This is a genomic window from Segatella copri, from assembly GCF_026015295.1.
In the GTDB taxonomy this organism is placed as follows: Bacteria; Bacteroidota; Bacteroidia; order Bacteroidales; family Bacteroidaceae; genus Prevotella; species Prevotella copri_C.
This window is the reverse complement of record NZ_JAPDUW010000002.1, coordinates 33,612-46,552: the sequence shown is the minus strand read 5'-3', so window position 1 is coordinate 46,552 and position 12,941 is coordinate 33,612. Positions and strand designations below refer to the sequence as shown.

The window sequence follows — 12,941 nt, the reverse complement described above, 5'->3', positions numbered from 1 at the left end:
AATTATTTAAACTTGATACAATTTCATCATCTCTTCAAAATCAGAGATAAATTCATTGCGTTCATCCTTATATTTCTTGAATAAAGGAGTTAAGACCTTGGATGCAGTTCGGCCCCAAGAAGGCAACTGGCTTCTAAACCAAGTTTTAGCTTTTATCCTATCATGCAATATTTCATCATAAGTTATGTCTCTGAAACATACTTGCTTGCTATATCCTTCAGCTATATTTTCCCAAAGTTCATCTGCTTCTGATAAATCATGCAAAAAAGTTGAAGTCAATTGTTCTGGTGACATGTTGGTTGGTAAAACTAAAATGTTGTTAGCCTTAGTGATAGACTTCATCTTGTTGGGTTCCTTACGTACATCACCATCAACTATCACAATAGCCGCTGGTTCTATGAAAGCTGGAACTTTCTTTGATACCAACGAGATTAAGTTTGCGCCAGAGAAGTCGATGTCTATGAAATTAAGTTGAGAAGTTTTGCCTCGCAACAGGTGCTTGGCAAATATGATATTCTCCTTATCCTCAGTATAGACTGTGATTTTATGAACAGGTTTGATTTTTCCTTGTATAACCTGAAGATTCAGTGTTATGTTGTGGAAAGTAGCCTTGTCATTGATAACAATATTGTTGTCTTGCTTTTTCAGATAGACTAATCTTACCTGGTCTTTTGTTGCATCTTTCTGACTGCATTCACCAACCAAATCGTCAATGCTCTCTAAGAGAGATAAAGAGTGGGTTGTAAAGAATATTTGCAAATTAAGTTTTGATGCATATGTGCGCAACTCTTTTAGCAACTTCTTTTGTGATGCAGGATACATGGTCGCATCCAATTCGTCTATAGCCAATATGCCACCTTTGTATTCATGAGGATACTTTTCTTTCAAATGCTTGAAAGAGAACAATGCCAATATGATTTTACTCAGATTGTCTTGTCCCACAGAGTTTTCATTCCAATCATACGTGTCCGTTGTGATACCAATAGTTTGCTTATTAGCACTTTCAAGAAAAGAAGCTGATTCTATATGACTCTCTGTAATCAGTATCGTGTCATGTAATTTTTTGAATTCCGCAAGCTCTTGGTCTGTGAGTAGTGATGATTCTGAAACTGTTCCTGATTCAGCAACAGGCAACACACGCTTCAAACTAAGAAAGATAGTAGGGTATTGGATGTATCCATCTCCTTTTCCCCTCATGCCTTTCTGCCAAAAGCGTATGGTCTTTGTATCGGAGCGAAGAATGCTCTCTATAGTATAATCGCTACCATTATCAAATGTCAGTGTCCACTCATGAGAGCCTGGTTGGTCAAACTTTGGAGAAAGTCTAAACTTGTCGCTGAATGCTGAACGGTAGTTTCCTCCACAAAGAGGTTTCTCACCACCCATTGGATTCTTGTCTTTACCCAATGTAAAAGTCTGTGTTATCATACCCAACAGCGTTGATTTTTGAGTTCCATTCTGTCCAGCAATAGCTGTCAACATGGAACCTACTTCAAACTCTTGGTCATGAAAACCTCGAAACTTTTCTATATGTACCTTTTTAATTAGCATGATTCTACAATATTTATCTTTGCTAGGGCCTCTTCTGAAACCAAACAGTTGTTGGAGAAGAAGAGGACTTCAATACTTTTTACATTGTTATTGGTGTATATCACCTATCCTGCGTCATCAATATATTACAAATAGGTACACCTATCATTTTTTGAAATTTGTTCTTCGGGAATATGCTATGTCAAATATTATTTCTAAATTATCGCAAATTCCAGATTTTCAATCTAGATGGCTGCGAGGAGGCAAAAATATCGATTTTATATCGTATTATATGCTCCTTGCAGAACGAATGACCTGTAGTTGTACGACCGTAAGGCTGCGGTTGTACGACCATATAGGCTATGGTTGTACAACTCTGGAGTTATGGTTGTACAACTATAAGGGTCTTAGTTGTACAACTGCAGAATTCTGATTTTTTGACGGAATCCACGAATTTAGATAACATACTGATTTACTGCATTTTATGCATTTTTATTATATTTCAGATATTCTCTAAGAAAGATTTTCTGGTCGAAAATCCGCGAATTTTGAAGAGATTTTATCTTGAATTTGTAAGATTTTTTAGCATCATTCTACCCTTTTATCCGTTACTGTTCTTTCTTAAAGTGCAACTTATCCAATGCTTCTGGGGTCAAAAGACAATTATCGGAGAAAAAGATAACCTCCGTTCCTGTACCATTATTATTTGCACTATAATTCAACCGAAACTCCTGATGACGAAACTCCTGATAAAGAGACTTGATGAACTCTGAATTATCATACGAAACGACCCATTTCATTTGACCAAGCCGTGATACCAGACTCTTGATGTCCCGGTGATCAGAATCCTTATAGTAGTTCATATATAACCCCTGCCCCTTCTTATAATAAGGTGGATCCAGATAAAGTATCGTTTTGTCGATATTCTGATTTGCTATTTTTTGGATAAAATCGACGGCATCTTCATTGTGCAATTCTATCCTATCCGCATAAGAGGCTATGCGACGGATACGCTTCATGAGTTTGTCTTTCCTATACCTTGCATCCATCTTATAATTACCGGTCTGGGCATACCCTCCAATGACACCTGCCTTGATGATTCCTGAACGATTGGTACGGTTCATAAAGAATGTTGAGAAACCTAAGTCTAACAGACTAGCCTGGTCCTTCTTGTCTACCTTCTGCAACTCCCGGAGTTTTTTCCAGTTTTCCATCGTAACAGGTGTCTCTGCTATCAGGCGACACAGATTTTCCGTATCATACAATACACTGTGCCAAAAGGCATAGATAGAACGGTCCTTATCATTGATGATAATCTTGCTGACATACTCATCAAAGAGTAAAGACAATGCAACGGAGGCTCCTCCAGCATAAGGTTCTACATACACCCCGTCCAGAAGACCGTTGTCTTTCACAAACTGCTTGAAGAAGTTGGAGATTTTAGACTTTCCTCCAGGATATCTTAATGGTGAGAGAATGCTCATGATTTTGTTTCCTCCTTTTTGCTTATAGCACCCCAAAGGCATTCAAAGAAGGGCTGGATATTGTCCCATTCAATGATCAGATTATCTGCAATCGGACTGATGCGATAATTATGTATGTATGCATTGAGCGTTTGAGGTGACAAAGGAGAGTTACGATCACTGATTTCCATTTCTATTCCCTTTGTCATATCCTTATTGGCAAAGTGAGAAGTATGCAAATGCTCAATGACTCTTTTGAGTTTCTCATGCAGATTCAGCTTCGACTGGCTCGCAGTCTGTACACCCACCGGCAATAGGTTGAACTGTTCCATATAAACGTCTACTGACATTTCTATGAAAATACGAAGCAGAATCGCTGCCGTATTGGTACAGGTCTTGACCAACAGTCCACTCATCTCCTTAAAAATTTTGGCTATCCGGGATTCTGTAATTGGCAAATGAAATGATTTCGGAACCAATGTGGCTCTGGTTTTCCGGGTCGACACCTTTTTGTCAATTGTGCTTTCTACAAATTTGGGAGCCTCAGCTATCTCCTGATTTTCCTGCAATTCCCATAGAACAACCTTATTCTCTGGAATGTTGGGATTTTCTATCCGCTCAAATAATTTGCTGATATAATCTGCACGATCTGATTTACTATAGATGACTCCTACCTTGAAAGAAGGAGTCAACATCTCGGAAATAATATCCACAAAAGACTTGGTCAATACCTCTGGTTTAAGGTCAGATACCAAACGGCCATTCTGCAATGCCAATCCCAACTTTTCACGTACGGCCGGATCAGCCAACAGACGCTGCAAATTGGTAACATTCAGTTTTTTCATCCTTGTCTTGAAATCATCATCTACAAAAGACGAAGCATTCAGCATATTGATTACCTGTAAAGCATAAGCTTCTTTTCCAGTGGTCACCTTATCAAAGCGCTGCTTTTGTAAAGGAGTCCATTGCTTTGTGCCTATTCCCTTCAATCCATTGGCATGCTTACGTACAACCCAAAAATTACCTTCATCTCTAGATGGAAAAACACCACATTCTACACGATGAATCAATTTGTCTGCATGTGAATTCTTCAGCTTGATAAATTTCTTTCGCAAAGAGAGATGAGAATCATCTATCAATTTAGGATTCAAAAGGAGCTTCAATGTCGTAATTCGCCGGTTACCTTCAATGACGATATATTTCTTCTCGTCAGTTGGATGAGGTATCACGTAGGGACTATCCATAGGATTCAAACCGATATTTAAGATATCAACGGCCAGTTGGTATAATTCATCATGATAGGCTTCAACCATCTGGTTGATGGCATCCCTCTGTGAATTCTGGTGTTCGAACCGGAAGTTATCCAAATCCAGAAACAGATTGGTAACACAAATTGTTTTTCTTTCCATAACAATTGAGTTTTAGTAAACCCCTCGAGCGGTAATGGAATTTCCATCCGCCCGAGAGGAATCATATTCTAAAATCGTTCATTAACCAAGCAATGACTTGACCTGCCTTTCATACTACCACATATTACGAAACGCAAAGCATTTATGGCAAATTACTTGATTGGCAAACCGTTTCCCTGTTGATGCTCCATCTCGTGAAGAGCCTTTTTGACGAGTTCTTGTCGCGGTGGGAAAGCAGCCCTCAATACATTGGCTGATGCCTGATACAGTAATGAGAGCTCTTGATTTACATCTTCGGTCGTATTACACTCAGTCCATACTGAAGTCATTAAGTTGGAAAACATCTGTTGAACAGAACCATAACTCAAACTTGCGTCGGGTGGATCAGCATAAAGCTTTGCTAATGTTCTGCCATTGATGCCGAGTAAAACTGCGAACTTTCTCTGAGACGGAATACCCCATCTTGTTTGTATCTGGCGAATCTCATTTGCAGCCGTGGTTAACCAACTATCCGCCTTGACTTTTACGGATATTCGGTTCATTAGACAAACGCAGGTTAGTTACTAATCTAACTAGTATCGACCACCTTATTTGCTAACAAACTTTAAACATATCCTAAAAAGTGTATACAGTGTTGCACCCTATAGAGTACATCACAGGATTTCCAAGATTACGTACTTTTGTAAGCGAAATCAGAATTGATTTTTAATTCATATATATAATAATGTATAAAACTATCAGAATATGAGAGCAATGTATAAAAGCGAACTGGCTGCTTATGCCGGAGTGTCGACTGGGACACTGAGGAGATGGCTGATGCCGTACAGACAGGAACTGAATGAAATTGGTGTGAAACCGAAAGACCAGTTGTTAAGTCCGAAAGCAGTTAAGTTCATATGTGATCAGCTGTCTATCGATATCTAACAATGTCGAACAGCACGCTTTAGAAAAGCCGTACCTTCGCAGCGTCAATCAGAACAAACGGGATTGCTCATCTCTTTGAACTGACGATGACTGAACTTTATTATTAATTTTCTTAAATGTTTTAAATTATGAGTAAAAGTTACAAAGTGTCTAAGAAGACCATGAACATGGGCCCTAAGAAGGGTAAGACTGTTTATAGCGTTCGCCCTTACAGTTACGGTACCTTGACTACCAAGGATATCGCTAACCAAATCGCTATGGAGTCTACGGCTACTCCTGCTGATGTGATGGCGGTACTCGACCGCTATACCTACTATGTGAAGGAGAACCTGAAGAAGGGTTACGACATCGAACTGTTCGGTTTCGGTAAGCTCTATCTCCGTTTCCTCACAAGTAAGGCTGTAGAGACTGAGAAGGAGGCGAATGCCAAGCTCGTGAAGAGTATCCTTCCTGCCTTCCGCCCTTCGTACTATCTCCTGAAGAACGGCAGCCGTGTTTACAACCTGATTCCTGATTCCATCGAACTCGTCAAGTACGGTGAAGAGAAGAAGGATAAGACTACCGGCGGTGAAACCACTGGCGGTGAGACTACTGGTGGTGAGACCACTGGCGGCGGTTCCGGCACCGAGGCTGGCGGAACTGGTTCCGACAATGGTGACGGATTGGAATAGTCTCCAACTCTGGCAGTGCCTTACCTCTCTGAAAGGGAGGCACTGCTAAACTCTGATAACTTATTGTTTCATTTAAATTTTATTGATTATGAAAATGTTTCGTTCTAACTCTGAATCAAATCCAAACAAGATTTCTTGGACTCAAATCGTGAATGCCATCGTACAGGCGCTGATTGCTGCTCTCACGGCACTGGGAGTAAGCTCGTGCGCTAATGCCTTATAGCAATGTTGAGTGTTGAATGTTGAATTATTCCTATGACGAAAGATACATTTCCAATGAACATTGGCGGAGAGAAGGTACGCTCTGAGCGCATGCTCCTCGCCAAAGTGGAGAACGGCAAGAACATGATGTCTGCCGACTCTGTGAGATTTCTGGTACTGCATTGCTCGGCTAGCCGATGCAATCAGGACTATAGTGTGGAACAGCTGCGCCGCGACCATAAGGCTCGTGGGTTTTATGACATCGGCTATCATTTCTACATCCGTAAGGATGGTACGATGACGCAGCACCGTAAGCTGCTGGAGGTGGGTGCTCATGCCAGACCTTATAATAGATGCTCTATCGGCATCTGCTATGAGGGAGGGCTCGATGAGCAAGGCAAGCCTTGCAACACCATGACAACTGAGCAGGAAACGAGACTCATTGATCTTTTCAGGAATCTGAAGATTCTCTTTCCGAAAGCGAAGATTGTGGGCCATCGGGACTTGCCTGGGACTACTCCAAAGGAGTGTCCGTGTCTGGATGCTGGAAGCTGGGCTGCTCGACACCGCCTTGATTAACTCTTATAACTCCTTTTGGCTGGCATTGCTGGCTAAAAGGAGTTTATCATGATACGTCTTTCCAAAGTGCGTCAGATCTGTTGCTACGAAACCATTTTCAGCTACATATTCTTCACTTTTTGCCATGGCTTCGCCGTCGTCCCCTGCAATAGTGGACGTAACCTGTGAGTGTATATTTGTCTCTTTCATCATGCGAATCAAGTTCGTTTTTTGATGACGTTCATCTGAATCTCGATATAAGAGACACAGAATCTCCTTGCAAAAATACGAAAATTGTTGGAAACTAGCAAATTATGCGTGTTAAAAAATTAATATCATTCTACGAAAATCAACATTATTTTACTATTCTTTTCGTACATAATTTCCTAAGTCGTTGATTGAACGAAAGTTTTCGGTTTTTCTGTATCTCTCATGTAAAGATTCAGGAAAAATGGTTCATTTTGGTTCATTTTACAAAATCCCTCTTTTTATTCTTTTTTGTGGCTTATAGGGCTGCCAGTATTTTGGCGTTGGCATCATCTACTGCTGAGCTTTTGATGGAATTGAGATAGATTTGCGTGGTGCCTTCTCCATCTTTCGTTTGGTTGCAACCTTTGTGATGATGACAGATACACCTGATAATCATCCCGTCCTTCCTTGTTGATAAAGGCTTTTTTCTACCTCTCCGTCTCTCCTGCAAGGAAAGACTTTTTTCGAAAACCTACCCGTCCTTCCTTACCCTTAAGGAAGGCTCCACCTCTCATCTCGGTCTTCTTCAATGGTCTTTACACCCCCTTCGGTTCCCCCGTTAGCGGGGGACAGAAACCTCAGGCGAGAAGAAGGAAACCGCCCTACTCGGTGCTCGGAACCGCTACGTTCTAAGGTTGGCGGACCATCAAAGGTCTTCGCCAAATTGTGCGGGATGGGACCGCCTTAATGCAATGTTTTCTATACCTAATCTTAAGCCTTATTTGCATGCTTTCAGCAGAAAGCAAAGACTAGTTATAAATATGATATTATCTCCTCATTAACTTGGCTGCAAATTCAAAGAAATCTGCAACGTTCTTGAAATTATCAAACTGCTGGCAATACATACTTGCACAAGGTTCAGGGAACCTGGTGCGTATATCTACCTTTATCATACTTGCCAAAACCTCCTTTGTATAGGCTTTCTGCAATTCGTTATATTGTCGTTCCATCGTAATATTCTCTATTATTTCAACATCCTTGCTATAAACATCGCCTCATAAGCTACAATACAACAATCAAGAATAGCATTCGGAAAACGTATTTGTTTTAGATTATGAAAGTACGTATTTTTTATAAGTGATTGAGAATGAGATAAGTTTTTATCTCATAAAAAGAAGAGGTTACGAATTAGAAATAAACAGAATGTAGCATCCTGCTGTGATTTGCATAACCATCCAAAGAACTCTTTCGGTTGCAAAGGTACGATATTTAATCGGGGATAAAGAATGTTTTAAGATTTTTTATCCTCGATTTTTTGCTTGGATAAATCTGTTTTCATTAAACCATATTCTTCTCTATTCTTTGCTATTTCCATTTCAATCCATTCAAACTTATGTGGCAATGGTTTCTGTTTTTTGAATGGTCTATTTCGTTTGTATATTCTCATTCTTTCGTGTGTTTTGTATAAAAGTCAGCCGTCGTCGCAGAAAGACAGTCCTCGTACCTCAGACTAACTTCCTCCGACTATGGCACGGCAAGAAAAATCCTTGGCGGTATGCCTTGAAATACTTCAAGACTATACTGCCAAGGACTTTTCTTTGTTTGCCGTGCTGACAACGGCTGACTTTTATAGCCACAACTCGCAGTCCCATTTTTATCGCACAATCCAAACGACATGAAACAGTGGCACGCCACCCTTTCATGTCTTAGTAGTACGGCATGAGGAAAAGTGCTTCTTTTTGTCGGTTGCAGGCTAACCGATCAAAAGAAACACCATTCCTTGATTTGCCGTACCATTTTGTTTGCATACTCCACCGCAAGAAAGAAGTCATTGATGTAAACCTCAACGACCACTTTCATGCTTGGCTGCACAGCCTTGGAGAAAACCCGATGCAAGAAGCATGGACAAGCCATACTCTTCTTTCACCGGAATTTCTCTGATGGATGTGCCATTTTTGTATGCGATTTCCATTTTTCAAGACGTTTGTAAGACGAAGTTGTATCCATTTCTCAGAAATGGGTATGCGATAATCGTACAGTCCAAAAACTTCCGTGAAGTTTCTATTTTCATTTGCCGCTCTGATTTTCTTTCCTCCACATGGTCTTTCCTTTTGGCATCAACCGTTATCGTGCAGGTGCAAAGGTATGGCAGCGGGCTTTGGAAATAAAAGGTCGAGCCTTCGGTTTTCGAAAAAATCTCCACACCGTTGGGTAGTATTTTTCCGAAAAATTCTTCTATAATCTGCTGAATAGCTTAAAATGAGCGATTTATAAGTGTTCAACCTCAATAGAGGTAATGACTTGGCAATAGTCACAACTTCTGCAATATGCATATGTTTGCTTTGCCTAACAACTCTTTACAGTTGCAAAAATACAAAATAAAAATGAAACCACACTATGTTGGTGCAAAAAACAATAGTCATAAAACAAAGATTAACTTCGCCTTATGACTATTGTTGTTATATAAGCTACATTCAATTGCGTTATCCACATTAAACTTATTTATCATTTAATTGGTTCCGCATGCACATAGTATTCACTGTTTATAGGGTCTTCCCCGTCAGTTTTAAGTATCAGTACCATGCGAGAATGTTTTGTACGCCAATATGCTTTAATATCAGCATCTTCGGGTAGTGCCTTAAACGTTTTACACAGCGAAGCCTTTTCTGTTTCTTTTATAGTACTATGTGCTTCATAGTACTGGTCCATAATCTTCAACAGACCTTCTCTTTCACGTTCAAGCACGCCTAACATATATTCCTTGTCGTTTTTGTCTTTTGCTCCTTTCAGTACAATACGTAACTCTGCATACGGTTTTGTAATGTCTTCTTTGTAGGCAGTAGGTGGAGTTAGGATAAACTCACGGCTCTTGTCCAGCAAGCAATATTCTGTTAGTTCGGGGTTCTTGGAATTATACCTTACGTTATCCCAATCGTAACCAAAGAATCCATCATTCACCAAATAGAGCCTCTTTCGGGCTTGATAGACAATACGGCCATCTTTATAGCCATTGGCATAGACAATAGTATTGTCATGAGGCGTGAAGAAGTATGTGCTCCACCAATAGGAAGTATTCAAACAGTTTGTCTTACGTTCCATGATTCCAAAGCTATCTGGCATATCACGACAATCACTCGTCCAAGTAATTGAATCGTAGTAGTTGTAATAGGCATTATCTGAAGAGTTGAAACCATATTCATCGGTAAGCTCAAATGTTACAAGGCAGAAGGTCTGAAACACAGGGTCTGTGTTGTCTTTGTCGTCTTCTGCATAGTATGCCTTAATCTTAAACTTGCAGTTGTCGGGAACAGAACGGTCAATATCCGTATCATACGTGTAACTTTTCTTCATCATTTCCAAATCGGTTTCGGTCATGCGTTTATATACAATCATGCCATATATAGACTTGTAACCATTGCTGCCATCACTCGTCGCTCCCAATTTTTGTATGGTGTACATTAAGGTCTTGCCATTCGACTCGTCAAGCTTAAGAATCTGCATGTATCTGCTGTCTGTTGTCTGCTTGTTGCTGCCAAACAGTATGAAGCCTTTGTCCATGTCATAAGTCCATGATACACGACTGAAACAAAAGGCTGGCAAGGCATCACTATAAAAATAACTAAAAGCTTGCTGTGATGTCTCAAACCAAAAGTGTGTAGGGCTGCCACCAAATCTGTCTTTCCAAAATTCCTCCTTGCTCAACTTTCCGTTTTCCTGTACCTCATAAGTGGCAATACTCTCCCAACCATAGCCCTTGACCTTACTCTGTATTTCTTCTGCTGCTATTGGCTTTCTCCCTTTTAGCACACAGCACCCCTCATCATTAACAGTATAGGTTTGGTTGAATAGATTCATATCCAACTTACATTGCTCAACACTCAATTCCTCAGACTTATCGCAACTGCCAAATACAACAGTGCAAGCTACGATGAGTGCTATTAACCAAAACTTCTTAGTCATAATAATCCAAATTTAAAGATTTTACATATAGACAGATTACGGATTTTCAGTGTTTCAAATTCTGCTGTCCAAGATAACTGAGTGCAAAAATACAAAAGTATCAACGTAATAGTGCATTTTTTTATTTTTTATAACACTCAAAACATACTTTTGTGCAAATAAAGGAAGAATAAACTACACCTGACAAATCTATTTACATATTTCTATGCACTGCCTACAGTTGGTACACTCACTTTCTGCAACCGTTGGGAGCAAAATTTCTCCGCCCTCATGGTGGAGCGAGGCGTTTTGGGGTTCCCAAAACATAACCTCGCTCCCTCCTCCAAACATAATAATCGACACTCTTGTCTTTCGATTCTCCAAATCCAAAATTGCCGACCTTAAATCTCACAATTTGCATGAAACATCAAAAGCTGCTGCATTGATAAAGAACAAGGGAACAGACACGACCTGCTTTGTTCTTGAAGTTTGCAAAAGACAAGGTAATAATATTCTGTGCGCAATTTGCCAAGTATAGTAGTTGTATATTGTCGTTTTATTTCGTAAGCTATACCGAGTGTGTTATGTGCGCTGTGTGTCCTCGGTATAGGTTGCATAAATCTAATGCCATGATTCCTAAGACATCACCAAATTTTTGAGAGCTTTTTTGTGTTAAAATAAGCAAAATAGCCCCCAGAAAGCATATAGTCATACCTACCCCTGTAGCAGAAGAAGACATTTTTTGACTTTTCTGTTACAAAAAAAACGATACGGAACTCTTTCTTTTAATAGCTTTTTGCTCGATTCCTAATTAGTTATCCGTATCTGTCCTCACAAGACTATAAGAGACAATGGTACATTGTCATAGTTCACTTGCTTTGGACTTTTCAATATGTAAGTTCTTTCTGTCGTCAGAGGTGTTCAACACTTCCCATTTTCTCTTTTGCTTGCCTATGGCAAACATTCTGCAAATGAGCTTAAACTTGACGGCATTCAATGCCTTACGCTTAGTATCAGAATCTTTTCTGCCTCCTAACTTTCGATTATAAAACATTTGCATTTCCACATCGTACTCAACAGCTCTCAATGCCGCCATAGACAGGTCAGCTTTCACTTGACCGTTACAGTGTGCGGAAGGTCGGGCACGCCATTTCACACTGGTACCAGAAGTGTGACTGCATGGAGCTACGCCAACATATCTCGCATATTGCCGAGCTGTGTCAAAAGCGGTAAAGTTTCGTGTGATGGCAATTATGTTTGTTGCATTGACAAAACCAATTCCTGGTATCGTCAACAGATTCTGAAAAGTGTCAAAGACATCTTCCTCCTTGGACATTAATTCACACTCTTCCTGATCTATCTTCTCAATGTCATGATTGAGCTTTTTAATGTAGCTCTCATACATGGCAGAATCCTCTTTCGTTTCAAACATCTGCATTCGGTTCATAAAGTTTGTCCGTTGCTCCACAAGGAACTTACGCTCATTGACAAGTTGCTTCAATTGTTGCATAGCCTTGCTTGGCAACTTGTATGGCTTGGCACATTCCGTGCCATCATAACGATAGAGGAAGTCAGCTATCTTTGCAGAGTCATTCTTGTCTCGCTTATCTATTGTCCCCATAGGATGATGTTTTACTATACGTGTACTAAGCATACAGAAAGAGTAATTCTTGGACGTGAGGAATTTTTCCAAGTCCAAGGAGTAGCAACCTGTAAATTCCATGCCAAACAGGGCTTGGGAAAGTACCACACGGCTCTTTTTGAGCCATGAGCACATATCGCCAAATCCCTTGCGAGTGTTGTTGAACACCTCATGAGGGAACATTTTGATGTTGGTGTCCTCACGAAATATAGATACATCTATGACATTTTTAGAGATGTCAATGCCTACAAATGATTTATTTTTCATATCTTTGCACCGCTTTACGAAAGGAACTCTCTATGTCAGGATAAGCCAAATCTTTTAAAAGCTGGGACGGACAGCTAATTCCCTAAAAGGCACTGAGTCTGACATTTCGGGCAGAGGAGACTATATCAAGGGAAAGGGCTTTGCCTAA

General features: G+C 40.1%; 12 protein-coding genes. 3 read left to right on the top strand and 9 right to left on the bottom strand.

Going from position 1 to position 12,941, the window contains the following annotated elements; genetic code table 11:
- Positions 1–6: 6 nt before the first annotated feature.
- From ONT18_RS16305 to ONT18_RS16295, 3 genes are all read right to left on the bottom strand, one after another.
- The gene (locus tag ONT18_RS16305; RefSeq protein WP_264907014.1) at positions 7–1,551 is read right to left on the bottom strand and encodes an ATP-binding protein; all 1,545 of its coding nucleotides are present in this window, start codon (positions 1,549–1,551) and stop codon (positions 7–9) included.
- A gap of 587 nt (positions 1,552–2,138) precedes the next feature.
- Positions 2,139–3,014 carry a DNA adenine methylase gene (locus ONT18_RS16300; protein WP_153139799.1) on the bottom strand — a complete coding sequence of 292 codons (876 nt, stop codon included), beginning with the start codon at positions 3,012–3,014 and terminating at the stop codon, positions 2,139–2,141.
- Positions 3,011–4,402 carry a hypothetical protein gene (locus ONT18_RS16295; RefSeq protein ID WP_264907011.1) on the bottom strand — a complete coding sequence of 464 codons (1,392 nt, stop codon included), beginning with the start codon at positions 4,400–4,402 and terminating at the stop codon, positions 3,011–3,013. The genes ONT18_RS16300 and ONT18_RS16295 overlap by 4 nt, the downstream gene beginning before the upstream one ends.
- Positions 4,403–5,454: 1,052 nt before the next feature.
- On the opposite strand from ONT18_RS16295, the gene ONT18_RS16290 reads away from it, so the two are divergent.
- The 3 genes from ONT18_RS16290 (at position 5,455) to ONT18_RS16280 (ending at position 6,777) form a co-directional block, all read left to right on the top strand.
- Positions 5,455–5,997 (top strand): HU family DNA-binding protein, encoded by a 543-nt coding sequence (locus tag ONT18_RS16290; protein ID WP_264907009.1) that lies wholly within the window; start codon positions 5,455–5,457, stop codon positions 5,995–5,997.
- A gap of 88 nt (positions 5,998–6,085) precedes the next feature.
- Positions 6,086–6,220: a smalltalk protein gene (locus ONT18_RS16285; RefSeq protein ID WP_153079614.1), complete on the top strand. Its 135-nt coding sequence runs from the start codon at positions 6,086–6,088 to the stop codon at positions 6,218–6,220.
- Positions 6,221–6,252: 32 nt separating this feature from the next.
- The gene (locus tag ONT18_RS16280) at positions 6,253–6,777 is read left to right on the top strand and encodes an N-acetylmuramoyl-L-alanine amidase (RefSeq protein WP_264907006.1); all 525 of its coding nucleotides are present in this window, start codon (positions 6,253–6,255) and stop codon (positions 6,775–6,777) included.
- Between the two features lie 3 nt (positions 6,778–6,780).
- Here ONT18_RS16280 and ONT18_RS16275 read toward each other — a convergent pair whose 3' ends face one another.
- From ONT18_RS16275 to ONT18_RS16250, 6 genes are all read right to left on the bottom strand, one after another.
- Positions 6,781–6,969, bottom strand: a complete 189-nt coding sequence (locus ONT18_RS16275) for a hypothetical protein (RefSeq protein ID WP_264907004.1) — start codon at positions 6,967–6,969, stop codon at positions 6,781–6,783.
- A gap of 803 nt (positions 6,970–7,772) precedes the next feature.
- Entirely contained in the window at positions 7,773–7,955 is a 183-nt protein-coding gene (locus ONT18_RS16270) for a hypothetical protein (RefSeq protein ID WP_203069190.1), read from the bottom strand.
- Between the two features lie 281 nt (positions 7,956–8,236).
- Positions 8,237–8,392: a hypothetical protein gene (locus tag ONT18_RS16265; RefSeq protein ID WP_178288105.1), complete on the bottom strand. Its 156-nt coding sequence runs from the start codon at positions 8,390–8,392 to the stop codon at positions 8,237–8,239.
- 396 nt (positions 8,393–8,788) lie between these two features.
- Positions 8,789–8,917, bottom strand: a complete 129-nt coding sequence (locus ONT18_RS16260; protein ID WP_264905915.1) for a hypothetical protein — start codon at positions 8,915–8,917, stop codon at positions 8,789–8,791.
- Positions 8,918–9,450: 533 nt separating this feature from the next.
- On the bottom strand, positions 9,451–10,905 hold the full coding sequence (locus ONT18_RS16255) for a hypothetical protein (protein ID WP_089545425.1): 1,455 nt from the start codon (positions 10,903–10,905) through the stop codon (positions 9,451–9,453).
- Positions 10,906–11,746: 841 nt separating this feature from the next.
- Positions 11,747–12,793 carry an IS110 family transposase gene (locus ONT18_RS16250; protein WP_007896893.1) on the bottom strand — a complete coding sequence of 349 codons (1,047 nt, stop codon included), beginning with the start codon at positions 12,791–12,793 and terminating at the stop codon, positions 11,747–11,749.
- Between the last annotated feature and the right edge of the window lie 148 nt (positions 12,794–12,941).